Origin of the sequence: Sorangium sp. So ce117 (genome assembly GCF_051524395.1) — a bacterium.
In the GTDB taxonomy this organism is placed as follows: domain Bacteria; phylum Myxococcota_A; class Polyangia; order Polyangiales; family Polyangiaceae; genus Sorangium; species Sorangium cellulosum_B.
The window spans coordinates 2,917,672-2,942,336 of record NZ_CP150309.1 but is presented as its reverse complement, the minus strand read 5'-3'; the positions used below and the strand labels follow the sequence as shown (position 1 = coordinate 2,942,336).

The following is a 24,665-nucleotide window of genomic DNA, read 5'->3' as shown; positions in this document are numbered from 1 at the left end:
ATCAGCGCCGTCGATGGAGCCGTCCCCCGCGAAGAGCTGCCCCTCGTGCGGCGAGCGCTACGACGCGGGCGTTCTCTACTGCCCGCGCGACGGCACCCCGCTCGCGAGCTCGCGCAAGAGCCCCAGCTTCGGCGCCGCGGAGCGCGACCCGTACGTGGGCATCACGCTCGGGGGGCAGATCCAGACCCGCCACCTCATCGGCATCGGCTCGATGGGCCGCGTCTACCGCGCTTTCCAGGCCGGGATCGAGCGCGACGTGGCCGTGAAGATCCTCCACCGCGAGCTCAGCAGCAACGCCGAGCTCGTGAGCCGCTTTCACCGCGAGGCCAAGATCTCGAGCCGGCTCGTCCACCCGAACGTCGTCCAGGTCCTCATGACCGGGAGCGTGCCCGCCACGGCCGATCCCCGGATCGGCGGGGAGCTCTACCTCGTCATGGAGCACCTCGACGGCATCTCGCTGCTCTCCGCGCTCGCCGCGGCAGGGACAGGCGGCGAGAGCGAGGCGCTGCCGCTCCCGAGGGCGCTCCACATCGCCCTCCAGGTGTGCGACGCGGTCGGCGAAGCGCACGCGCAGGGCATCGTCCACCGGGATCTCAAGCCCGAGAACATCATGCTCGTCCGCCGCGGCGAGGACCCGGATTACGTGAAGGTGCTCGACTTCGGCATCGCCCGCCTCGACTGGGCCGACAAAGCGATGACCACCCAGGCGGGGCTCATCTTCGGCACCGCCAAGTACATCTCGCCCGAAGGCGCCGAAGGGCAGCGGGTCGGCCCGCCGGCGGACGTCTACTCCATCGCGACGATGCTGTACCAGTGCCTCGCGGGGCGCGCCCCGTTCGAGGGGGACTCGCCCGTCGCGCTCCTGGTCCAGCACACGCACGCCCCGCCGGCGGACCTGCGCAGCATCGCGCGCTCCAGCTACGTGCCCGAGCCCATCGCGCGGATCGTGATGCAGAACCTCGCCAAGAAGCCGTCGGACCGGGCGCCCGACGCGCGCGCCCTCGGCCGCGACCTCGCCCTCGCCGTCCGTGCGAGCGGGCTCGACCCCGATGAGATCGCCGCCCAGCCCGGGCTCCTGCGCGCCAGCGCGGTCATGAAGCTGGCCTCGAAGTCGCGCACCAAATCGCTCGATCTCTCCCCCGCGCTCGCCGCCCAGATCGGCGGCATCGCCGCGCCGACGCTCGAGAGCGCCCACATCGGCGACCTCGATCCCCGCCTCCCGGGGGGCGGGGCAGCGCGCTACAGCGACCCCGCGTCGCACCGCCGCGAGAGCGACCCCGCGTCGCACCGCCGCGAGGAGGAGCGCTCCTCCTCCAGCGGCGTCGAGCGCGCTTCGTCCAGCTCGATCAGCTCGGCGCCCTCCTGGACAACGCCGCTCGCAGCGTCGTCGCAGGCCGAGCGGCCTTCGAGCGGCGCGCGGTTCGGCGGCGCGCTCGCCGAACCGGTGGAGCGGCTCGACGCCGGAGCGCGCGCATCGTGGAGCGCCGCTCACCACGTCGGCGCGGCGGACGAGCCCGCGCGCACGGCGATCGGCCTCGGCATCGATCCCATGCGCGACGCCGCGCCCGTCCCGTCGACCATGCAAGGCGTCGAGTCCGCGGCGCGGCCGCTCCCCCGTCGGGCGATGATCGCGCGCGCGACCGCCCTGCTCGCGTGCGCCAGCGCGGTGGGGTTCGTCGTGTTCCTCGGCGGGCGGCACCTCGGCGCCTTCGGGGGGCCGGCCGCGCGCGACACCCTCGAAGCACACATCGAGCGCGCGCGCGACTGCATGGGCAGGCACGCCTGGGACACCCCGCCCCGCGAGAACGTCAAGGAGATCGTCTCGCAGGCGCTCGCCCGGTGGCCAGGAGACGCGCGCCTCGCCGAGCTCCGCCGCGAGTCGTCCGAGCGCATCGTCGCCGACGCCCTCGGGCGGAAATACGCCGGCGACAAGGCCGGCGCCATCCGGCTGGCGAAGCTCGCGCTCGAGCTGCAGCCGGCCCTCACCACCGCCCAGCACCTCGTCGCCGAGCTCTCCGGCGGCCCGCCGGGCGCCGCCCCGGCGCCGCCACCCCAGGTCGCTCCACAGAGCTCGGGGCCGCAGGCCGCAGGCGCCGACCGCAGGCCTGCGCCGCGCCGCCCCGCGGCGGCCGAGGTCCGCGGCGCTCCCCAGGGCCAGCCGCCGGCGCCCGTCCCCCGGGGCGCGCCGGCCCCGTCCCCGACGCCGGGCGGCGCGGGTTCGCCCCACAGCACAGGCGCCGCCTCGCCGCCGGCCAGCGCCGCACCTGCGCCGGTCCTTCCGCCCTCGCCGCCGCCGCTGCCCACGGACGCCGCCTCGCCGCTCCCCTCGTCGACCGGTCCTTGGTTATAATCCAGAGAAGGTGAGTCCAGGCGGCCGGTACCCGACGTCGCAAGCGCCCGCCAACGCCAGCTCCGGGCAGGGCGGCCGAGCAGCGCTGGTGGGGCGTGGCAGCGCGCGAGCGACGAGCGTGCGCTCGCGCGGCGCCGCGTGCGCCGCCGCGCTCGCCGCGCTCCTGATCTCCGCCCCCGGCCGGGCCGACGAGAGCAGGGCCGCCCGCCGCGCCGTCGCCGCGCGCGAGCGCGGTTTCCCCTACACCATGGTGGAGGTGAGCAGCGGCGTGATGACGCTCCCGGGCGCCGACGTCTGCCCCGTCTCGCTGTCTCCGGGCGCCTGCGAGCAGGGCGAGACGAGCGTCTCCCTCGGCATCCACAACCTCTACCGCTTTCGCGACATCGGCTTCGGCGCAGGCATCTTCTGGGCGGCGACGCTGACCTCCGACGCCGCGCGCGGCGCGCGCGGCCTCGAGCGCGATCACGCGCGCAGCTACTTCATGCTCGACGGGCTGTTTCGCTACTACGCCCTCCGCATCCGCAGCTCGGAGTGGTGGGCCGGCGTGACGGTCGGCGGCGTCGTCGTCAACGACTCGTGGTCGGTCGAGGCCGATCGCAACCCGTACTCGGACACGGCGTACGTCGGGCCCAGGGCGGCGACGATCGGCACCGAAGGTGTCGCCGCGGGGCTCGCGATCGGCGGCGACTGGGCCTTCGCCGACAACTGGAGCGTCGGGAGCCACATCCGCTACTCGAGCTGGTTCCTCCCCGAGCAGCGCAAGGTCTCCCCGACCGGCGATCTCGCCTCGCTCTCCGAGCGCGTCGACATGTTCAACATCGGCGTCCTGATCGCGTACCGCCTCGCGCTCTGACGCCGCGCCAGGCGCCGCCTGCGGCGCCTCACGCCCTGACGCCGCGCTCCGCTCGGCGGGCGGCAGTTGACGCGACATCGCCAGGTCGGTACGCCTGCGCGGCCGTTTCCATCCTGCGAGGAGCCCCCGATGCCGCTGAATCTCTCGAAGGTCGGCTACACGACCCAGCCCAGCGCGTTCACCTTCAACTGGAAGACCCTGGCCACCTACGCGCTCGGGATCGGCGCCCAGCGCGAGGAGCTCGAGTACCTGTACGAGGGCGCGCCGGGAGGCATGAAGGTCTACCCCACGTTCGGCGTGATCCCCTCCCAGGGGACCGTGTTCGAGGCGCTCGAGGTGGCCGGGGCCGAGCTGGCGCTCATCGTCCACGGAGGGCAGACGCTCCGGGTGCACCGCCCGCTCCCGACGAGCGGGACGCTGTTCACGACCGCCACGCTGGCGGCCATCTACGACCTCAAGAAGTTCGCGCAGGTGATCGTCGAGACGAAGACCACGCTCAACGACGAGCCGCTCTTCGACACGGTGTGGTCGATCATCGTGCGCGGCGTCGGTGGCTTCGGCGGGCCGCGCCCGCCGCACGCCGAGTCGGAGGCCCCCGTGCCGAAGGACCGCGAGCCCGACTGGGTCGTCGAGCAGGCGACGGCGCCCGAGCAGGCGCTTCTGTACCGGCTCTCGGGCGACGAGAACCCGCTGCACGCCGATCCGGAGGTCGCGGCGAAGGCGAGCTTCACGCAGGGCCCCATCCTGCACGGCCTCTGCACGTACGGCTTCGCGGCGCGCGCGATCATCCAGAAGGCGGCGGGCGGCGACGCGAGCCGGCTGCGGGCGTACGGCGCGCAGTTCCGCAAGCCGGTGTGGCCGGGCGACACCCTCATCACGCGGGGCTGGGCGCTGGCCGGCGGCAAGGTCGCGGTGGTCACCTCTGTCAAGGAACGCCCCGATCCGGTGCTCACGAGCGCGTGGGCGGAGATCGGCTGACGGCCGGCGTGGTCGCGTGCTAAGGGCCGAGGCCCGGATCGGGGAAGCGTTATGAGCAAGACGAGCGAGAAGGACAGGGCCAAGGACGACGAGGACCTCGACGACGAGGCCGGGTCGACCGACGAAGGCAACGACGACGGCGAGGAGGAAGAGGCGAAGGCCACCGCGGCCCGCGGGCGGGGACACGGCCACGCGCACGACGACGACGACGACGCGGAGGACGACGGCGCCGAGCCGGAAGATCCGTACTGGTGGGCGCCGCACGCCGTGCTCAGCGCGCTCGTGCTGATCGGGCTCCTCGGCTTCTTCGGCATGTTCAACAAGACGCCGCTCGCCCGCCTCGCGGCCCCCGTCGCCCCGGAGCCCGACGAGCACGAGCACGCCACCGCCGCCGCTCCGCCGCCCGCTCCCACGCCCCGCCCGGCGCAGTCGGCGCAGGCGCCGAGGGAGATGTTCGGCGCGAAGCACCTGCTCGTCATGTACAAGGGGAGCCGCCGAGCGCCCCCGACCATCGAGCGCACGAAGGACGAAGCCAAGGCCCGCGCGACCGAGGCCATGACGAAGGCCAAGGCCGATCCGAGCAAGTTCGCGGACGTCGTGAAGGAGTACTCGGACGAGCCGGGGGCGGACAAGCGCGGCGGGGACCTCGGCAAGTTCCCGAAGGGCGCGATGGTCCCGGAGTTCCAGGCGGGCCTCGAGAAGATCAAGGTCGGCCAGGTGAGCGAACTCGTCGAGACGGCGTTCGGCTACCACGTCATCCTCCGCACGCAGTGAGCGCGCGGCGCCGCCGGGCCGCGGCGCCGCAGCGTCGCGAGCCCCGGGCGGCTCGACCCCTCCCGCCGTGGTCAGCGCGCCGGAGCGCTGACGAGCTTCTTCAGCCTCGCCGTCTTCTCTTCCTTGGTCAGCGTCAGCTTGGCGTGCTCGTCGGCCGTCATGCCGTTGCGGAGCACGCGGGCCTCGTCGCCGATGCCGTAGACGGTCTTGTCGGCGCGCGCGAACACCCACTCGGTCGCGGAGCCCTCGCCGTCCTTGCTCATGAGGCGCACCGAGCCGTCGCCGATGCCCTTCTCCCGGGCCGCGCCCGGCAGCTTCGCCAGCGTCGACAGCACGTCCTTGGCCTGGTCGACGTCGTCGCGCACGATCGCGACCACCCGGTAGCGCTTGTCGACCTCCTTGTAGTAGCCGAACGCGCCGGGCCCGGCGCCATCCACCCCGAGCACGTCCTTGGTCTCGTAGCGGATCCCGAGCGGGATCATGTTGTCCCTGGGCAGCGCCGCCGCGGCAGGCGGCAGCGACGGCTCGCCGGGCAGCTTCGCGCCCATCTCCTTCACGAGCCCAGGCAGGACCTTCTCGCTCGACGACTTGAGCGCCGCCTCGGCCAGCGCCTCGTCGTTGTAGGTGATCTCGGCGAGGTACTGCCCGCGCCAGAGGTACGCGTTCCCGACCCCCATCGCGGCCGCGCCGCCCCCCTCGATCGCGCGGGGCGTCGCCTCGTCGGCGGGGTCACCGTCGCCCACGGTGCGCTTCGTGAACATCCCGTAAGCGCCCTCCGTGGATCCGAATTTCGAGAGGTGGACGTCGACGGTCGCGGAGCCGCCCTCGCCGCTCACGTACCGCGCCTCGACCACCCGCCGCACGCCGAATCCCTTGTAGATCTCGCACTCCCCGTCGAACATGTCGCAGATGCTGTCGAGCGGCAGGGGCGCCGATTCGCCGAACGTCTTCTCCCCGCCGTTCGGGTCGAGGCAGAACCCGCCCGTCGTGCGCGGGAAGAACGGCGCGCTCGCCGCGTCGCTGATCGTCCCCCCGCCGCCAGCGCAGGCGGCCGGCTTCGCGGCCGGCGGAGGCGGCGGCGGCGCGCCGAGGGGCTCTTCCTTCTTGCTGCAGCCCGAAGACAGCGCGGCCACGAGCGCGCCTGCGAGCAGCGCGCAGCCCCACGCACGGGAGCGCAACGGCCTCCCGGGGCACGCGCGAGTCGCGCGAGTCGCGCGTGTCGCAGCTGACACGCTGTGGTCCAATGGGCCTCTCGGTGAACACCTTTCGGGCGGGAATCGCATGGCATGTTCGCCTTGCACCTTTTTTCATAGCGCCGCAATCGTTAGCGCCCGCGGCGAATCGCTTTGATAGATTCACCATGAAGTTCAATGACTTAGCGCCGCCCGCCGAGGGCATGCGGCTTGCCTTTGCCGATCCTTTGGTGCGCCCTCCCTCCTGTTCGCGACCTCCTCCTCGTGATTCCGATCGACCGCGGGCCTGCGCTCCGGGGCAGCGCGCGCTGCGCCGCCGTGGCGAGCGCGGCTTCACCCTGCCGGAGCTGCTCGCGGTGGTGGTCCTCATCGGCATCCTGGCCGCCGCGGCGTCGCCGAGCTTCGTGAGCGGCATGCGCGATCGCCGCGTGAACCGCACCGCGATGGAGATCAGCGGCATCTACCGGCTCGCGCGCTACCAGGCGATCGGGCGCGGGACGGCGGTCCTCGTGCGGTGGACCGCCTCGACAGGCGCGTTCCAGGTGCAGCAGGCGCTGGTCGATAGCACCCCCGCCGGCCCGCTGATCGCGAAGAGCTGCCTCAGCGTCGTCGACTGGATGAACCCGGCCGAGACCGAGCCGGTCACGACGCTCCACACCCAGGGCATCGATCTGGCGGCGATGCAGCTGCTCGATCCCACCGGCGTGGCGCGCGCCAACGCCGACGTCTGCTTCACGCCGCGGGGGCGGACGTTCGTCCGCTACGACACCGCCGCTGGGTTCGCGCCGCTGCTCGGCGCGCTCCGGGTCGATGTGACCAACACAAGGACCGGCCTCCTGCGCTCGGTCTTCGTCCCGCCGAACGGCGTCGCGAGGCTCGGGCTGTGAGCGCGGCGCGTGCGAGGAGGGCGGCGAGCCGCGGCTACACGCTCATCGAGGTCATGGCGGCGCTCGGCGTGCTCGCGATCGGCGCCACCGGCGTGCTCGCGCTGCAGAAGGCGACGCTCATCAGCAACACGAACGCGCGCAACCTCGCGATCGCCAACAGCATCGCCATGACCTGGGCAGAGCGGCTGCGGGTGGACGCGCTCCAGTGGAACGATCCCATGCGGGTCCCCGACATCAACAGCGACACCGACTGGCTCGCGCTCAGCACCACCGCCCCGTTCACGAAGGTGACCCCCACGGAGATCCCCGCGCTCGGGTCGCCGAGCGCGGACGTGCTCGGGGCCGACATCTACACGGGCGACACGTCGGCGTCCGCGTTCTGCACGCACGTCCGCTTCCGCCAGTTCACCGATCCCGTGTCGGGCACGCGGATCTGGGACAGCCTCCTCCGCGCCGAGATCCGCGTCATCTGGGAGCGCAACGGGGACCCGATCAACTGCGGGATCCCCCCGCTCGACGTCGACGCGGACCCGGGGCGCTTCGGCGCGGTTTACCTCACGACCGGCGTGCTCCGGAACACGAGCGAGGACAGGCGATGACGACGAGCCGACGCACCACCCGCCCGCGCGCGCGCGCCTCAGGACAGCGAGCCTTCACGCTCGTGGAGCTGCTCGTGGCGATGGCGGCCGGCCTCATCGTGTCGCTGGCGGCCTTCCTGCTCTCGAAGAACGCGACGCGCTTCTTCCAGAACGAGTCGAGGGCCTCCGCCTCGCACCTCGCGGCGACGATCGGGATGAACCGGCTGACCGCGGACCTGCAGCGCGCGGGCTATCTGTCGTCGCCCAACATCCTCCAGGACCCGGAGGTCTGTCAGGTCCCGGCCTCGCCGGTCGGCCTGCGGCGCCTCGCCGGGATCTCGATCCTCCGTCAGGGGTCGGAGTTCCTCCATGCGACGGAGCTCAACCAGAGCATCGCCAACGGGCTGCACCCTGACTCCATCATCATCGGCGGCAGCTTGAACAGCACCGAGCTGTTCGAGTTCAGGAAGATCAGCGATGAGTCGGGCGACTGGGTCGTCGAGCTCAACCCGAGCAGCACCGCCGTGCAGCGGACGCTGGAGCGCTCGCGGGGCGGCGGGCAGAGCCTGACCCAGATCTTCGCTCCTCACCGCTTCCTGCGCATCATGGTCCGCGGTCAGGAGAAGTTCCTGTATGGCGTCATCGATCAGGTCAACGTGATCGGTAATCCGCCCATCCAGATCTCCATCACGCTGAAGGCGGATCCCGGCCTGCCGACGCTGGTCGGGCTCGCCGATTGCGGCGTGACCCCCGGCGGCGCCACCGGCGACGGAGGATGGGTGAACGTCGTCTCCCGCGTCCGCTACGACATCCGGAGCCTCGTCGGCGACGCGACGGCCTACGCCCCGCTCGTGGCGCCCGTCACGCCGGCGCTCACCGGCGACAACGGCCGCACCGAGCTCGTGCGGGTCGAGCTCGACGAGGAGGATCAGGAGCTCCCGGACACGCTCGAGGTCATCGCGGAGTACACCGTCGATCTGAAGTTCGGGATCTCCACCGCAACGGCGGGCACCGTGCCCGGGGTAACCAATCCGCAGATCACGCGGTTTCCGATCACCGCGATCGACAACGCGTCGGTGTACACCAACGCCGCCGCGAACGACCAGCCAGGGGCCATGCCGCAGCGCGTGCGGTCGGTCCAGGTCCGGCTCTCGACCCGCACCCGCGCGCCCGATCGCGACGTCGGCTTCCCCCTGGGCGCCGACGGCCGCAGGCTCAGGTTCCTGATCCCCGGCATCTCCGCCAGCGCCAACACCTTCGGGGACACGGCGCCCTCGGGATCGCCGCCGGTCTATGCCCGGATGCGCACGCTCTACGCCGACATCGCGCTCCCCAACCAGGCCTACGTCCAATGGTGAACGCAAGCATCGCCCGGTCCCGCCGGCGCTCCCGCGAGCGGGGCGCCGCCGTCTTCATCGTCGTGCTGGTCATCACGATGCTCACCGCCATCGGCCTGTTCGCGGCCCACGCGGCCACGCTGTCGACCATCGCCAGCGGCCACGAGCGCCGGATGACGCAGACCCACTATCTCACCGAGTACGCGATGCAGCTCGCGATCGCCGAGATCGAGCAGAAGGGAGGCCTGGAGATGATCCCCAGGTCGACGAGCTGCTCGGTCATCACCGACGCGTGCTGGCCGCTCTTGCCGCACACGTTCGACGCGGCAGAAGAGCTCCTGGAGCCGCCCTTGCCCGGCCCGCCGGAGACGCCCGGGAGCCTTGGTCGCGCCCCCGTCCAGTGGATCGCCAAGGTGGAGATCACTGATAAGATAAGGCCTGCGATAGGGAACCGCGCCGGCAGCGACATGGGCGGCCCGAACCCGGTGAGCGTCGATTACTGCACGGTCACCATGAGCGCGCGGCTCATCGCCTGGCCCGGCGGCTCCGCCATCGCGGCGGCGGGCAGCCAGGAATCCATGTCCGTCGTTGCCGATATCCTTTGCTCGAAGTGACGAACCGGAGCGCACGATGCGAAACCTGACGAAGGTCCTTGTCACAATGAGCTCCGCGGCGACGCTCGGCCTCGTCGCGGGGCGCGCACGCGCGCAGGCCATGGATGTGGAGCCGCCGCTGCCCAACGTGCTCTTGCTCGTCGACACGTCGGGCTCGATGGAGAAGACGGTGGCGGGCGGGGAGCCGGACTGCAACCCTGGCACTCCCCCCGCCTCCGAGGCCCTGAAGAGCCGCTGGACGAAGCTCGTCGAGTCGCTCACGGGCCCGATCCAGAACTTCAGCTGCGAAGCGCAGCCCCGCACGGGCACCGCGTTCGTCAACGAGTTCAGCCTCGGGGGAGAGCCGCCCTACGACAGGAACTACTACATCCCGTTCCATCGCATGATCTCGGGCCACTGCACGAAGGGCCCGGGGGCGACCTACGATCTGCTGGGAGAGCATCGCTGGGACAACGCGGCCACTCCTTGTGCGACGCCGTTCGCGCAGACCGAAACCGGCCTGCTCGACGTCTATCAGGATCGGATCCGGTTCTCGCTCATGACGTTCGACACGCTCCCCGACGCGAGCACCGGGCTCCTCTCCGGCGTTCCCGATCCCGTGGGTGGCATCGAGGGGATGTGGAGCTACTTCCTCGGGTTCGAGACCGGCGCAGGATACCCGGCGCGGGGCAACCCGCCCGCCTGCGCTCCCGCGGACATGGAGGTCGGCGCCAGGAACCCGTCCGCGCCGCTCTGGGAAGGGCCGCTCATCCCCTTCCCGACCTACACGGCGGACACCACCGAGATCCGCAGCGTGAACGAGAGCATCCAGAACGCGCTCATCGCGGCGCGCCCCTACGGCGCGACGCCGCTCGCTGGGATGCTGTCCGACGCGCGCGACTACATCCTGAACGAGGCCTCGACCTGGAAGAGTCGGCCGCTCGGGCCGCGCGACGATCCGTTCATCAGCGGCGGCTGCCGCAAGACCTCGATCGTGCTGATCTCCGACGGCGAGCCGAACCTCGACCTGCGCCCGACCTGCACACAGGGCGCCGGCCCCGGCCCCGAAGGGACGGGCTGTCCCTACGAGGAGCCGCAGGTCATCGCCCACTCGCTCAACACGCACGTCAACCCGAACCGGCGTGTGCCGACCTATACCGTCGGGTTCGGCCTCTCGACGGAGGCGGGCATCGACTGCTCGACGATCTCCTCGGCCGATTTCCTGGCCGGCGGGCGCTGCGACGGCGCGTCCGGCGCGCTCAAGGCGTGCTGCACGCTCTCGCGCATCGCCATCGAGGGCGGGACCGACCGCGGCTATTTTCCGAACGACGCCAACGAGCTCTCCGCGGTGATGTCGAGGATCTTCGCGCAGATCGCCGCGAACTCGACGAGCCGCACCCTCCCCGTCTTCGCCAACGCGACCACGACCGCGAACAACGGCAGCACCGACGAGGGGGTCGCCTACCAGTTCGGCTCCTCGTTCAGCCCGCCGCCGGACGGCTCGCTGTGGAGCGGCAACCTCGAGCGCAAGCGCTTCGTCTGCGAGTCCGTGAGCGGCGTCATGACGACGCAGCTGAAGGACATCGACCCCGGCAAGGGCGATGACTTCGCGGCCAACGTCAACTCGAACGCCGGGCAGCCGCGGCGGTTCTTCACCGTGATCGGCGAGCTGGACACCACCGCGCAGCGCATCTGGTCGAGCCGGAGCATCCGCCCCGCCACCGTCGCCACGGACGGCCTGGGCAGCTACACGGGCACGGTGACCAACAGCGGCGCGCTCGCGCAAGGGACGATCTTCGCGAGCGCGTTCTCCAGCGCGTCCCGCGCGCTCGACCTCGATCCCAGCGCGGCAGTCCCACCGCAGTGCTCGGGCGGGCTGCAGGCGACCAACGCCGCGGACTGCGCCCGGCGCCTCATCGAGTGGGAGGTCGGCCAGCCGATGCCCTCGGGCGTCGCCTCCCGCGACGGGAACGAGCTCGGCAGCATCTATCACTCCACGCCGGTCGTCGTGGGGCCGCCGAACGACTACATCCCCGACGAGTCCTACCGGGCCTTCGCAGAGCACCCCGATCAGGCGGCCCGGCCGCTCGTGCTCTACACGGCGACGACCGACGGGCAGCTGCACGCGTTCCAGGTGACCGCGGCGAACGCGGCGGACCCGCTCAAGGTGGACAAGGTCGAGAACAACGAGCTCTGGTCGTTCCTGCCGCCTCACGTGCTCCCCCGGCTGCTCGCGACGTTCAACCAGCAATCGCTGCTGCTCGACGGCGCGCCCGTCGTGAAGAACGTCGTCTTCGAGCGCACGTCGGCGCAGGTGAGCAGCGCCAACGCGACCTGGAACACCGTGCTCCTCGCCAGCGGCGGCGCGGGCGGCAGCTTCTACTACGCGCTCGACGTGACGAACCCCCGTGATCCGCGGTTCCTCTGGCAGCTCTCCACGGACGGCAGCGGCGCCCCGCTGTTCGGCGAGGCGACGCCGACGCCGGCGATCGGCATGGTGGAGATGGAGTCCGGCGGCCAGATCAAGGAGATCGCGGTCGCCATCCTGCCCGGCGGCTCTGCTCCGCTCGATACGAGCCAGCCCGCGTGCAACCGGAAGAACACGGCGCACCCGCTCTTCTATCCGACGGGCACCCTGGCGGTCCGCGACTCGGTCCGGTGCTGGGGCAGCGCGGGCACCGGCGGCCCCGTCGGCCCGTCGCGCTCGCTCACGATCGTCCGGCTGGACACGGGCGAGATCCTCCGCACGTTCCGCGGCCTCCCCTCCGAGGCCCCGGCCGGGATCGCCTCGCGGACCACGGAGGTCGACTTCGACTCGCCGATCACCGGCGTGCCCGTGCCGTTCCCGGCGGGCGTCGGCGAGGTCGCCGAGCGCATCTACGTCGGCGACGCCGACGGGACGCTCTGGCGCGTCAGCCTGACGAGCACCGACCCGGACAACTGGACCGTGGACCTCGCCTGGGACGCGTACTCGTTCCCGACCGACAGCGCGGCGAGCAGCCAGCCGATCCAGACGACGCCGATCGTGAGCACCGATCCGCTCGGCAACAAGGTCATCCTGTTCTCCACCGGCGATCAGGAGGCGTTCACGGCGAGCGCCGCCATCGAGACGCGGGTCTGGTCGATCACCGAGCGACCGCACAACACCAGCCTCCGCTTCAGCGAGAACTGGGTCGTCCCCTTCACGGGCGGCCAGCGCGTGACCGGGCCCATCTCCCTCTTCAACGGCTGCGCGTACTTCGCGACCTTCACGCCCGTCGCGCCCGGGACCTACGCGTGCGCGGACGGGCGCGGCGCCATCTGGGGCGTCGACTACCTGCTCGGCAACACGGACACGCCGGCGTACCCGCACGCTTGCCTCATCGTCGATCCGGCCGCTCCTCCGGAGCACTTCGAGCTGCAGTCGCCAGGCACGATCGTCTTCGGCGTGGCCGTGACCCAGAAGCCGACGTGCGTGGATACGACGGCGTACACCGATGCGGTCTTCGGCCCGCAGACGATCGTCCGGCAGTCCACCCCGCCCGAGTACCAGCTCGTGTTCCACACCGGCGCCGCCGGCGACGCGGACGCCCAGGGGGGCGCGACGCGAACGAGCACGAGGACGCTGCAGCGGCCGCGCAAGGTCGTTAAGATCGACTCGTGGGCCACCCTCATCGAATGACGCGAGCCAGCCTGTCGCGCGCCGCCGGCGCGCTCGCCGCGCTCGTCGCGTGCGCTTCGGCCGCGCCCGCCTGCCGCAGCGACGCCAGCGCGCCGGCGCCGGCGCCGCAGGCGAGCGAGGCCGCGGCCCAGAAGCCGCCGGTCGACCAGGCGCTGCCGGGCGAGCTCGCCGAGGGGGCCGAGCAGGCGTTCGGCCTGCCCATCCCGCGCCGCATGAAGGTGCGCGCGCGCTTCGCCGATGCCGTCTTCGCCGTCGGTGAAATACCTGCCGAGCGGGTGGCGAACTACGTGCGCACGCGCGTCCTCGCAGGAAATGTCGAGACCGGGCCTGCGAAGACGATCTTCTCGCGCGCCACCGTGAAGAGCGCGCCGCAGCGGATGATCCGGATCGAGGTCGTCTCTCGCGCGCACATCTCGGAGCTCGTCGTCCGCGACGAGACCCGGGCCCCTGCGGAGCAGGGCGTGTCGGTCGAGGAGCGCTGGCGCCGCAGCGGGCTCACGCCGGACGGCAAGGTGATCGATCCCACCCGCCTCGAGTGAGCGCGGCGGCGGCGGCCTCGACCTCCAGCGCCGCGGGGGCCGCTGCGCCAGTCGGCGCCAGTCGGCGCCAGTCGGCGCCAGTCGACATCTCCGACCTTTCGAAGTAGATCGCGGCCGTGTCGACCAAGCCGCTCCCCACCGCTCCGCTCCGAAGGACGCCGCTCTACGACGAGCACATCAAGCTCGGCGGCCGCATGGTCCCGTTCGCCGGCTGGGAGATGCCGGTCCAGTACAAAGGCGTCACCGAAGAGCACAAGGCGGTGCGCTCCGCCGCCGGGCTGTTCGACGTCTCGCACATGGGCGAGATCATCCTGAGCGGCGAGCACTCCGGACAGGTGGTCGACTACCTCGTCACGAACGACGTGAAGAAGCTGGAGGACGGACACGCGCTCTACACGTGCGCGTGCAACGAGGCCGGAACGATCCTCGACGACCTCATCGTGTACCGGATCGACGCGCGGCAGTGGCTCATCGTCTGCAACGCGTCGAACCGCGACAAGATCGCCGCCCACATCCGGGGCGCGGCGCAGGGCCACTGCAGCTTCGAGGACGCGTCGGATCGCACGGCGATGATGGCGCTCCAGGGGCCGAAGGCGCTCGACATCGTCGCGCTCACGGGCGGCGACGGCCCCGCGCTGCGCGAGCTCGCGCCGTTCCACTTCCGCGACGCGACGCTCGCCAACGTGCGCTGCACCGTGGCCCGCACCGGCTACACCGGCGAGGACGGCATCGAGATCTTCTGCTCGCCGTCCGACGCGCAGCGGCTCTGGCGCGCGCTCGTCGAGCTCGGCGGTCCGCTCGGCCTCGAGGCGACGGGCCTCGGCGCGCGCGACACGCTCCGCCTGGAGGCGCGCCTGTCGCTGTACGGCAACGACATCGACGAGACGACGAACCCCATCGAGGCGGGCCTCGGCTGGGTGGTGAAGCTCGACAAGGGCGATTTCGTGGGGCGCGCCGCGCTCCAGCGCATCAAGGACGAGGGCCCCGCGCGCAAGCTGGTCGGCTTCGAGATGACGGGGCGCGGCATCGCGCGCCACGGCTACCCGCTGCTCGACCCGAGCGGCGCGAAGGTCGGCGTCTGCACGAGCGGCAGCCCGGGGCCGACCGTCGGCAAGAACATCGGGCTCGGCTACCTGCCCGCGCCGATGGCGGCGGTAGGGACCGCCTTCCAGGTGGACTGCCGCGGGCGCTCGGTCGAGGCGGTCGTGGTCAAGACCCCGTTCTACAAGCGGGCCTGACCCGCGCCGAGGCGCGCCGCGGCGAGCCGATCCGAGCGACCGCACGCGGCGACCAGAGATCCAGGTTGGCAAAGGGAGAAGAAGTCACATGGCGAGCGACAATGTCCGAACGGACCGGCGGTACACGAAGGACCACGAGTGGGCCAAGCAGGAGAACGATCTCGTCGTGATCGGGATCACCGCCTTCGCGGTCGAGCAGCTCGGCGACATCACGCTGGTCAACCTCGACGTGAAGCCGGGCGACACGATCACCGCGGGCACGGCGTTCGGCACGATCGAGAGCGTCAAGACGCTGAGTGATCTGTTCGCGCCGGTGAGCGGCAAGATCCAGCGCGTGAACGCGGATCTCGAGAGCCGCCCCGAGCTGGTCAACGACGACTGCTACGGCAAGGCGTGGATGATCGAGGTCGTCCCCTCGGACCAGGGCGAGCTCGGCACGCTCATGGATCCCGACGCGTACAGCGAGCTCCTGAAGACCGCGGCGCACTGAGCGCCGCTCCCCTCCGCGTTCCGCATCACCCTTCCCGCTTCCCGCTGCACAAGACCATGCGCTACCTGCCCCACACGCCCGAGGAAATCAGCGAGATGCTGCAGGCCGTCGGCCTGTCGTCGCTCGAGGAGCTCTACAGCGCGATCCCGAAGGAGGCGCGCCTCACGCGCCCGCTCTCGATGGAGCCTTCGCTCGACGAGGCCTCGCTCATGCGGCACCTCGAGGAGCTCGCCCAGAAGAACCGCGCAGGGCGCATGCTCTCGTTCCTGGGGGCCGGCGCCTACGAGCACCATTTCCCGCCGGCCGCCGATCAGCTGCTGCTCCGCAGCGAGTTCTACACGGCCTACACGCCGTACCAGCCCGAGGTCTCCCAGGGCACGCTCCAGGTGATCTTCGAGTTCCAGACGATCGTGAGCGAGATCCTCGGGCTGCCGATCGCCAACGCGTCGATGTACGACGGCGCGAGCGCGCTCGCGGAGGCCGTGCTGATGGCCCGCCGGCTGACGGGGCGCGAGCGCACCGTCCTGTCCGGGGGCGTGCACCCCGACTACATCGGCACGGTCGAGACGTACGTGCACGGCATCGGGGCCGGCAAGGCGTCGCTGGTCGGGGTCGACGTCGGCCGCGACGGCACGGCGGACGTCGAGGCGCTGACGCGGGCGATCGACGAGACGACGGCCTGCGTGGTGGTGGGCTATCCGAACTTCTTCGGCGTCGTGGGCGACATCCGGAAGGTGGCCGAGGTGTGCCACCAGAAGGGCGCGCTGCTGATCACGGTCACCCTGGACCCGTACGCGCTCGCGCTGCTCGAGTCGCCGGGCGCGCTCGGCGCCGACATCGCCGTGGCGGAGGGCCAGCCGCTCGGGCTGCCGCCGCAGTACGGCGGCCCCAACGTCGGGCTGTTCGCGTGCCGGAACGACCGCAAGTACCTCCAGCAGGTGCCCGGCCGGCTGGTCGGCGAGACGGTCGACAAGCACGGGAGCCGCGGGTACGTGCTGACGCTCGCGACGCGCGAGCAGCACATCCGCCGCGAGCGGGCGACGAGCAACATCTGCACGAACAGCGGCCTCTGCGCGACGGCGGTCACGATGCGGATGTGCATGCTCGGCAAGCGCGGGTTCGTGGAGGCGGCGAAGCAGTGCCTCGCGAAGGCCGAGCACCTGAAGCGGGAGATCGCGCGGCTCGACGGCTATTCGCTGCCGATGTCGGCGCCGACGTTCCACGAGTTCGTCGTGAAGGTCCGCGGCGGGGACGCGGGGAGGCTCACGCGGGCGCTGGCCGATCAGGGGATCATCGCGGGGCTCGATCTCGGACGGATCGACGCGCGGCGGCGGGACGAGCTGCTCGTCGCCGTGACCGAGCGGCACAGCCGCGCGGATCTCGATCGGCTCGTCGATGGGCTCGCGGGGTTCACGGGCTGACGCGGGGGACGCCCGCGCGCGATTCCAAGCGGAACGCACGGTCGCTTCGAGAGACAGAGCGTCGCGATCGCCGCCGGGATAACCAGACTACGTGAGTGGGGTGCGCCCATTCGAGGCGCAGGGCACGACGCGGGCCCCCCACAAGCTCGCCGGCTGATGCCTAGACGGTCGAGATTTCCTCTGATGCAAGTATTCCTCGATCCGGGGGATACTGCGCCCCCATGCGGGGGGGAGAGGTAATCGCCGGGCGATTCGAAATCGAAAAGCTCGGGGGAATCGGCGGCATGGGGGAAGTCTACCAGGCTCGCGATCGAGCCTCGGGCGAGCCCGTCGCCGTCAAGCTATTGCAGCAGCTCGACCCGAGGAACGTCGAGCGCCTGATGCACGAAGCCGCTCTGCTCGCCGAGCTCGAGCACCCGGGCATCTGCCGCTATGTGGCGCACGGGATGACGGCGCAGGGAGTGCCCTACCTCGCCATGGAGTGGCTCGAGGGCGAGGATCTCTGCGCGAGGCTCGGGCGTCGAGGGCTCAGCGTGGACGAGACGGTCACGCTCGTGACGCGCGCCGCCGAGGCGCTCGCGGTCGTGCACGCGCACCGGATAGTGCACCGCGATCTCAAGCCTTCCAATCTGTTCCTCGTGGAGCGCGACGTCGCGCGGGTGAAGCTGCTCGACTTCGGGATCGCCCGGCTCTCCGACGCATCACGAATGACCCAGTCGGGGATGATCCTCGGGACTCCCGCCTACATCGCGCCTGAGCAGGCCCGGAGCAGGGCGGCGGTCGACGCGCGCGCCGATGTATTCGCGCTCGGCTGCGTGCTGTTCGAATGCCTGACCGGCGTACAGGCCTTCAGGGGCGACAGCTTCATGTCCATCCTGCTGAAGATCGTGCTGGAGGACGTCCAGCGGGCGAGCGAGCTGCGGGCCGATGTGCCGCCGTCCCTCGACGTGCTGTGCACCCGGATGCTCGCCAAGGACCCGGCGCAGCGCCCGTGCGACGGCGCCGCGGTGGCCGCGGCGCTCAATGCGGTGGGCCTGGGAGCGACGCTCCCCATTGCAGAGGTGTCGACCCCGGTGGCCTCGGTCCGCGCGTCGCCGTCCTCCCCCTCGCCATCGCTGACCCACAAGGAACGAAGGGTGACGTGCGTGCTGCTGATGGCCCCGGAGCCACCCATGGCCGGCGGCGCGGGGCGATCGGACGCGGAGACCGAGATCGCGTCCGCCGCGGAGGAGATGACCCGGGAGGTCGCCGCGCTCGGGGTTCAGCTCGACCTCTTGATGGACAGCTCGATCCTCATGACGTTCACCGGGACTGGCCTGGCGACCGATCAGGCCGTGCGAGCGGCCCGCTGCGCGCTCTCGCTGCGCAAGCACGCCGGCGGCCGTCAGCTGGCGCTCGCGACGGGCACCGCAGAGCTGTCGGGGAGGCTGCCCGCCAGCGAGCTTATCGACCGCGCGACACGGACGCTGGCGCAGTCCGCGCCCTCCGCCGGCGCCGCGCACGCGGCAGGCCAGGCGCGGCCGATCGCGATCGACGAGGTGACCGCCGGGCTGCTCGACGCCCGCTTCGATGTCCTCGAGACGGAGACCGGCCTGTGGCTCCAGGGCGAACAGGCGCTCGCGAAGGGCGCGCGAACGCTGCTCGGCAGGCCGACCGCATGTGTCGGGCGCGACTGGGTGATCGCGGCAATCGAGGCGCTGCGCACCCAATCCATCGAGGAGTCGAGGGCGCGCGCGGTGCTCGTGACGGGGCCGGCCGGTATGGGCAAATCGCGCATCGCCTACGAGCTGCTGCTCCGCGTCCGCCAGCGCGACCCCCCCTTCGCCTTGTGGGTCGGCCGAGGGGACCCGCTGCGCACGGGCGCCGCGCTCGGTCTGCTCGGTCAGGCGCTGCGGCAGGCCTGCGGCGGCATCCAGGACGGAGAGCCGCTGGAGGAGCGCCGCGAGAAGCTCCGCGCCCACGTGAACAAGCATTTCGACGGGGCCGACGCGCGGCGCGTCTCGGAGTTCCTCGGAGAGCTCCTGAATACGCCGTTTCCCGACGAGGACAGCATTCAGCTGCACGCCGCGCGCCGGGACGTCCGGCTCCTCGGCGATCAGATGCTGCGCGCCTGGGTGGATTTCCTCGAGGCGGTGTCCGGGGAGCGCCCTTTGCTCCTGGTGATAGAGGACCTGCACTGGAGCGACGCGCCGACGGTTCAATACCTCGACGAGGCGCTGCGCCGCGTCCGCGATCGGCCATGGATGCTGCTGGCGCTGGCGCGCCCGGACGTCCACGAGGTGTTCCCCCGGTTGTGGGCCGAGCGGCAGCTCCAGGAGATTCGCCTCGATCCGCTGACCTCCAGGGCGAGCGCGCGGCTCGTGAGGCAAGTGCTCGGCGACCAGGTGAGCGAAGCGACCCTGGAGCGCATCGTGACGCAGGCCGAAGGCAACGCGTTCTACCTGGAAGAGCTGATCCGCGCGACCTACGAAGGGAACAAGCAGAACACTCCGGAGACCGTGCTGGCCATGGTGCGGTCCCGCCTCGAAGGGCTGGACGACATGGCGCGCCGGCTGCTGCGCGCCGGGAGCGTGTTCGGCGACGTCTTCTGGCGAGGCGCGATCGACTCGCTGCTGGGTGGCATGGACGACGGGTCGATCGACGACCACCTCGCCCGGCTGGAGGGCCTGGAGTGGATCATCACGCGTTCTGCTTCGAGGTTCCAAGGCGAGCGGGAGATCGCGTTCCGGCACGCGCTCGTGCGCGAGGCGGCCTACGGGATGCTCACCGAGGAGGATCGCGCGCTCGGGCATCGGCTGGCGGGGGCGTGGCTCGAGCGCGCCGCCGAGCCGTCGGCGGCGGTGATCGCCGAGCATTTCGATCGCGCCGGCGAGCTCGCGCGCGCCGCCGAGCTCTACCGGACCGCGGCGGCGCAGGCGTTTGCCGCGAACGACTTCGCCGCGGTGCTGCGGTGGGCCGAGCGCGCCCTCTCCCTCGGGGTCAGCGGCGCGGCGCGGGAGGAGCTGCTCTTGCTGCGCACGGAGGCGCGCCGGTGGCGCGGGGACATCGCGGAGTTCGGTCGGTGCGCCCAGGTGGCCTTGCGCGTGCTGCCGAGGGGCACTGCGCCCTGGTATGTGGCGCTGGCCGAGGCCGGACGGGCGGCGAGGCACCTCGGGCAGCCGGAGGACCTCCTCCTGCTCGACACGATGCTCGCAGACGCCTGGCGGCCCGACGGGCAGGCGACAGCTCCGGCGGTGACGACGGCCGCGTCGATCGCGCTGGACCTCCTGCTCGCGGGTCTCCACGAGCGGGCCGAGGCGATCGATGCGCGCATCAAGTCGGTCGCGGAGCGCTTTCGCGACGACCCGAGCGTGAGCGGGCCGATTTACCGACAGCGCGGGATGCGTGAGCTCTTCGCCGGCCATCTGGAAGAGAGCTGCGCGTTCGCCGCGCGCGCGCTCCGTTGCTACGAGGAGGTGGGCGACCTACGGAGGGCGTGCGTCGAGCGGTGCAACCTCGGATTCCGGGAATCCCTGCTCGGCGCGTACGCGGAAGCGAGGACGCGCCTGCGCGCCGCGGTCGCTGAAGCCGAGCAGATGGGGCTGGACTACGTCCTCGGCTTCACGTTGCACGACCTGGGTCGCGTCCTCGGCCGTACTGGCGCCCTCGAGGAGGCGTGCGTGGTGGAGGCGAAGGCCGCCGCCCTGTGCGCCGCGCAGGGCAGCCGGCGGGGAGAGGGCTGGTCTCGCACCTACCTGGCGGGGATCCTGCGAAGCGCGGGCCGGCTCGACGAGGCGGAGGTCGAGGCCCGCCGCGCGGTGGCGCTGCTGGAGACCGCGCACCAAGCCCAGGTCGCGGCCCGAGCGACGCTGGCTTCGGTGCTGCTCGCGCGCGGCCGGTCGGCCGAGGCGCTCGCGGAGAGCCACGCGGCCATGGCGCTGCTGGCCACGGTGACGAAGGTCGAGGAGGGCGAGGCGCTCGCCCGCCTCGTGCACGCGGAGGCGCTCTTTGCGGCGGGCGAGCGCGGCGCGGCCCGGGCTGCGATCGCCGACGCGCGCGACCGGCTCCTGGCTGTCGCCATGCAGATCGCAGACATGCGGACGCGCGACAGCTTCCTCCACAATGTCGAGGAGAATGCCCGCACGCTCGAGCTCTCGGAGGCGTGGCTCGACGACGGCTCGGGGGGACGCCCCGCCGAGTGAGCTCGCCGCCTTGGTCGGGTCGCTGGCGCGACGAACCCGCTCGCCGGGGGCGGCCAGGTCAGCGCGAGGCGACGTCCTGCCCGCGCTGCTGCGCGGGGAACGGGTTCGGCCACAGCGGCAGGAGCGACTGCCGGTAGACGGTGAGGCGCAGCAGGTCGATGCCCGCGATGGCGGCGAACGCCATCGCCTTGTCGGTCCCGTAGCTCCCCTGGAGCGAGAGGCTGATGCCGAGCGGCGCCCCCAGCGTGAGCGCGCCGGCCACGCCCGTGGAACCTGCGCCCCAGAAGCGGCGGTAGCCGCCCGCGTCGAGGGCGAGGCCCAGCTGGCCAGCCTGGAAGCCGCGCGTCGCGACCCGGGCGAGCAGCGCGAGATCGATGCCGCTGTCGAGGATCGGCGTCGCGCGCATCAGGCCGCCGACGATGACGGGCGCGTCGGGCGTGGTCCCGACGCCGACGTCGCACGACAGCGCGCCGTCGAAGACGAGATCGCTTTCGCCCTGCTTCCAGCCGATCGCGCCGGCGCCCACGAAGGTCCACGCGGAGGCGTCCGCGCGCGACGGCGAGGACCAGGCGAGCGGGGCGAGCAAGGCCCCGAGGGCTGCGAGGCAGGCGATGGGCGAGCGCACGCGAGCGAGCTACCACGAAGCGCCGAGCGGGGATAGGTCAGCGCGCGGGGCCGCGCCGCTCGACGATGCGCCGCGCCACGAGCGCGGCCACCTCGGGATCGAAGAGGAGCGTGTTGTGCCCCCGCCCCTCCATCACCCGCACCTCGCCGCCCGGCAGCGCGTGCGCGATGGGCGAGCGGACCAGCGTGTCGGCCCCCGCGACGATCGACAGGTGCGGGATGCTCGACCGCGCCGTCCCGAGGAGGACGCGCCGGAGGACCGGGCTCGACGCGTCGAGATCGCGCGCGCCGCCGAAGCCGAGCAGCCCTGCGCGCGGGATGCCGCCGAACGGGCTCGCCATGGAGATGGTCTGCACGACGCGCGGATCGCAGACCTCCTGCGCGAAGAAGCGGCACACGATGCCGCCCATGCTGTGGCCGACGAGGTGCAAGCGCGCCCCGTCCGGGAGCGCCGCGACGAGCGCCGCGAGGCGCGCCGACAGCGCCTCGACGCCGGGCCCCGGCGCGTAGGACATCGTCGCCGTGTGGACCGACCACGACGGCTCGGCGCGCGCCGGGTCCGTCCGACCGCGCGCCCGCGACGCGCGAGACATCGCGGCGTGGCGCTCGATCGCCGTGCGCAACGGCCGGAGCACGCCGGCGGAGGCGAAGAGCCCGTGAAGGATGACCACCACCTCGTCGCCGTCGCGCGCCCCGTCAGGGATCACCGGCGCGAGGGTGTCGTACGGCAGGAGCACCGCCTGCCTCGCGAACGAGGCCACCTCCCTGCCAGCTGTCGCCGCGAAGGCCGACGCACGGAACCACCTCGCCACGTGGTGGCTCTTACCATGGATCCGTCGCGCGACGTCCTCGTGGCTCGCGACGCGCTGTGTCGCGGGCGCGCGCCGCGAGGACGCCGCGCGGGCGGCACGGAGGCCGATCACGGCCGCAGCAGCCAGACATGGAAGCTGCGGAACGTCCCCCGGAGCGCGCGGATCCGGACAAGGTCCCCCGGCGCGACGTCGCGCAGCGGCACCCGGATCTCGGACCAGCGGTCCAGAGGGCGCTCTGGCACCTCGACGCGCGCCTCGTCCATGGCGCGCTCGATCGCCACGCCGATCGCGATCGGGCCGCCCCCGTCGGTGCGCAGCGCGAGCACGGCGGGCCCGAGGGCGCTCGCGGCGGCCGCGGCGGCCGCTCCGATTGCGAACGACTGCTCGCGCCCCTCGGGGATGATCCTGCCGGCGTCGAACCGCGGCGCGCCGCCGCCGTCGCTCCCGTCCCGCAGCACGGCGCCGACGACCCAGCCGCCGCGCGGCGACGGGAACGCGTAGCCGTGCGCGCGCTCGTCGACCAGGTCGGCGATGTCCACCTCGTCGATGGCCCCATCGCGGCGCTCCCCCGGCGGCGCGAGCGCCGACCAGTCCGCCTCGTAGATCACCTTCTCGTCCGCGGCGCACATCACGTTGTCCTCGATCTTCACCGCGTCGACGCGCCGGCCGAAGACGTCCGCGAGCCCGCCCCACCACGAGGGGTACAGGGCGAAGACGTCGGGCCGCTCGGCGGCGTCGAGCCGCTCGATGAGCTCGACAACGGCCGGGACCCCGTGCACCGAGGCCCGCGCGAACGGCATCCCCCGGTACCCGCCGAGCCCGAGCCCGTCGATGGCGGGGATCCCCGACAGGTACGGGATCGCGCCCGCGTCGCCGACCAGCACCCGCCGCGGCGCTCGGTGTTGGCGCGCGCGCGCGGCCAGGCGCCGCGCGACCTCGACCTGCTGCCCGGCGATGTTGGCCGAGGAGCGGGCGAAGTGGTCGATCTGCCGCGGGAACCACGCGGAGGCCGCCGCGAGCGCCGCGAGCGCGAGCGCGGCGGCGACGCCGGCCGCGAGCCGCCCCCGCCGCGCGAGCGCCTCGGTCCCGAGGGCCGCGGCGACGAGCAGCATCGCGAGCGCCGGGGCGGCGTAGCGGAGGTTCTGGTAGCGCGCCGTCGCGTTGAGCGCGACGAGGAGCAGCGAGCCGTAGGCGCCGATCAGGAGCGGCACGGCGAGGCGCCGCGTCCGCCGGTCGAGCGCCGCGATCGCGCCGAGCAGCGGCAAGAGGAAGGCGTAGGACGGGCCGCCCAGCGCGCTCTCCAGCGCCTGCACCCGCAGCGCGGCGAGGTTCTTGATCACCTCCAGCGCCTTCTCGAGCGGCGCCGGGTACGGGTTCGAGAGGATGAGCTTGCGCACCGCCCCCGCGGCGCTCCACTCCCCCGTGAGCGCGCGGTTCGCGGCGGCCTGCGCGCCGAGGAGCAGCGCGGTCGGCAGGGACGCGCGCGCGAGCGACGCCGCCGCGCCCAGCGAGCCCGCCGCGTGGGCCACGGCGACCGCGAGGGGCGCCGCGAGCGCGACGGCCTCGGGCCGGGTCGCGACGAGCAGCGCGGCGAGGAGCCCTGCCCGGAGCTGCTCGGCCGGGCGCTGCGCCGGCGGGGCGAGCTCGGCGCGCCGCACCGCGACGAGCGCCCGGCCCATCACCGCGCCGAGCAGCGCGACCTCCATCCCGGAGAACCAGCTCCAGTCGAGCAGCGGCACGGCCACGACGAAGAGCGGCGCGGCCCAGGCGACCCAGCGAGAAGAGGCGGCTCCCGGCCCGCCGCGCGGCTCGAGGAGCCGCCGGAGCGACCGGCAGAGATCGAGCAGCGCGGCGCACGCGAGGAGCGCGGCGAAGAGGCCGAGCCACGCGCCGCGAAACCCGAGCAGGTACCCGGGCGCCAGGGCGAGGGGGTACGCCAGGCTGGTCCCGCCCGAGGAGTAGCCGTTGCCCGGGATCCACGAGAACGGGTGGCCCAGGGCCGCGGCGCGGGCGAACCCGAAGTGGATGTAGACATCGTCGAGGGGCGCCGGCCAGACGCCGCCCGTCCTGGCGAGCGCGGGCCCGTAGAACGCCGCGGCGGCGCCGAGCACCGGGATCGCGGCGCTCGCGTGCCACAAGAGCGGCCGGATCCGCGG

The 24,665-nt window shown here is 72.4% G+C and carries 18 protein-coding genes; 14 read left to right on the top strand and 4 right to left on the bottom strand.

The genetic code is table 11. The features are described 5' to 3' along the window. Nucleotides 1–13 precede the first annotated feature (13 nt). The 4 genes from WMF46_RS11180 to WMF46_RS11165 all read left to right on the top strand — a co-directional run bounded on the left by WMF46_RS11180 (nt 14) and on the right by WMF46_RS11165 (nt 4,955). A complete protein-coding gene (locus WMF46_RS11180) occupies nt 14–2,350 on the top strand; it encodes a serine/threonine-protein kinase (RefSeq protein WP_437985596.1) in 2,337 nt (778 codons plus the stop codon). Nucleotides 2,351–2,438: 88 nt separating this feature from the next. Beyond that, nucleotides 2,439–3,203 carry a hypothetical protein gene (locus WMF46_RS11175; protein ID WP_437985595.1) on the top strand — a complete coding sequence of 255 codons (765 nt, stop codon included), beginning with the start codon at nt 2,439–2,441 and terminating at the stop codon, nt 3,201–3,203. Nucleotides 3,204–3,332: 129 nt separating this feature from the next. After that, the gene (locus WMF46_RS11170) at nt 3,333–4,181 is read left to right on the top strand and encodes a MaoC/PaaZ C-terminal domain-containing protein (protein ID WP_437985594.1); all 849 of its coding nucleotides are present in this window, start codon (nt 3,333–3,335) and stop codon (nt 4,179–4,181) included. A 51-nt stretch (nt 4,182–4,232) separates the two neighbouring features. Continuing rightward, nucleotides 4,233–4,955: a peptidylprolyl isomerase gene (locus WMF46_RS11165; protein WP_437716915.1), complete on the top strand. Its 723-nt coding sequence runs from the start codon at nt 4,233–4,235 to the stop codon at nt 4,953–4,955. A 71-nt stretch (nt 4,956–5,026) separates the two neighbouring features. On the opposite strand, the gene WMF46_RS11160 is transcribed toward WMF46_RS11165, so the two are convergent. Beyond that, nucleotides 5,027–6,088, bottom strand: a complete 1,062-nt coding sequence (locus WMF46_RS11160; protein ID WP_437985593.1) for a DUF6599 family protein — start codon at nt 6,086–6,088, stop codon at nt 5,027–5,029. Between the two features lie 110 nt (nt 6,089–6,198). Here WMF46_RS11160 and WMF46_RS11155 point away from each other — a divergent pair, with 110 nt between their 5' ends. The 10 genes from WMF46_RS11155 to WMF46_RS11110 all read left to right on the top strand — a co-directional run bounded on the left by WMF46_RS11155 (nt 6,199) and on the right by WMF46_RS11110 (nt 21,073). After that, on the top strand, nt 6,199–7,035 hold the full coding sequence (locus tag WMF46_RS11155) for a pilus assembly FimT family protein (protein WP_437985592.1): 837 nt from the start codon (nt 6,199–6,201) through the stop codon (nt 7,033–7,035). Then, a complete protein-coding gene (locus WMF46_RS11150) occupies nt 7,032–7,634 on the top strand; it encodes a type IV pilus modification PilV family protein (protein WP_437985591.1) in 603 nt (200 codons plus the stop codon). The genes WMF46_RS11155 and WMF46_RS11150 overlap by 4 nt, the downstream gene beginning before the upstream one ends. Next, nucleotides 7,631–8,971: a PilW family protein gene (locus WMF46_RS11145; RefSeq protein ID WP_437985590.1), complete on the top strand. Its 1,341-nt coding sequence runs from the start codon at nt 7,631–7,633 to the stop codon at nt 8,969–8,971. The genes WMF46_RS11150 and WMF46_RS11145 overlap by 4 nt, the downstream gene beginning before the upstream one ends. Next, nucleotides 8,965–9,564 carry a hypothetical protein gene (locus WMF46_RS11140; RefSeq protein WP_437985589.1) on the top strand — a complete coding sequence of 200 codons (600 nt, stop codon included), beginning with the start codon at nt 8,965–8,967 and terminating at the stop codon, nt 9,562–9,564. The genes WMF46_RS11145 and WMF46_RS11140 overlap by 7 nt, the downstream gene beginning before the upstream one ends. 16 nt (nt 9,565–9,580) lie before the next feature. Further along, complete coding sequence (locus WMF46_RS11135; RefSeq protein ID WP_437985588.1) at nt 9,581–13,204, top strand: hypothetical protein; 3,624 nt, start codon at nt 9,581–9,583, stop codon at nt 13,202–13,204. Then, on the top strand, nt 13,201–13,743 hold the full coding sequence (locus WMF46_RS11130; protein ID WP_437985587.1) for a hypothetical protein: 543 nt from the start codon (nt 13,201–13,203) through the stop codon (nt 13,741–13,743). The genes WMF46_RS11135 and WMF46_RS11130 overlap by 4 nt, the downstream gene beginning before the upstream one ends. Nucleotides 13,744–13,859: 116 nt before the next feature. After that, nucleotides 13,860–14,981: a glycine cleavage system aminomethyltransferase GcvT gene (gene gcvT, locus WMF46_RS11125; protein WP_437985586.1), complete on the top strand. Its 1,122-nt coding sequence runs from the start codon at nt 13,860–13,862 to the stop codon at nt 14,979–14,981. A gap of 88 nt (nt 14,982–15,069) precedes the next feature. Next, complete coding sequence (gene gcvH / locus WMF46_RS11120; RefSeq protein ID WP_437551815.1) at nt 15,070–15,471, top strand: glycine cleavage system protein GcvH; 402 nt, start codon at nt 15,070–15,072, stop codon at nt 15,469–15,471. A gap of 56 nt (nt 15,472–15,527) precedes the next feature. Further along, nucleotides 15,528–16,892, top strand: a complete 1,365-nt coding sequence (gene gcvPA / locus WMF46_RS11115; protein ID WP_437985585.1) for an aminomethyl-transferring glycine dehydrogenase subunit GcvPA — start codon at nt 15,528–15,530, stop codon at nt 16,890–16,892. A 221-nt stretch (nt 16,893–17,113) separates the two neighbouring features. Then, nucleotides 17,114–21,073, top strand: coding sequence for a protein kinase domain-containing protein (locus WMF46_RS11110; protein WP_437985584.1), 3,960 nt, complete (start codon nt 17,114–17,116; stop codon nt 21,071–21,073). 58 nt (nt 21,074–21,131) lie between these two features. Here WMF46_RS11110 and WMF46_RS11105 read toward each other — a convergent pair whose 3' ends face one another. From WMF46_RS11105 to WMF46_RS11095, 3 genes are all read right to left on the bottom strand, one after another. Continuing rightward, nucleotides 21,132–21,698 carry a hypothetical protein gene (locus WMF46_RS11105; RefSeq protein WP_437908431.1) on the bottom strand — a complete coding sequence of 189 codons (567 nt, stop codon included), beginning with the start codon at nt 21,696–21,698 and terminating at the stop codon, nt 21,132–21,134. A gap of 37 nt (nt 21,699–21,735) precedes the next feature. Beyond that, a complete protein-coding gene (locus tag WMF46_RS11100; protein ID WP_437985583.1) occupies nt 21,736–22,509 on the bottom strand; it encodes an esterase/lipase family protein in 774 nt (257 codons plus the stop codon). Nucleotides 22,510–22,616: 107 nt separating this feature from the next. Further along, nucleotides 22,617–24,647: a hypothetical protein gene (locus WMF46_RS11095; RefSeq protein WP_437985582.1), complete on the bottom strand. Its 2,031-nt coding sequence runs from the start codon at nt 24,645–24,647 to the stop codon at nt 22,617–22,619. Nucleotides 24,648–24,665: the final 18 nt, after the last annotated feature.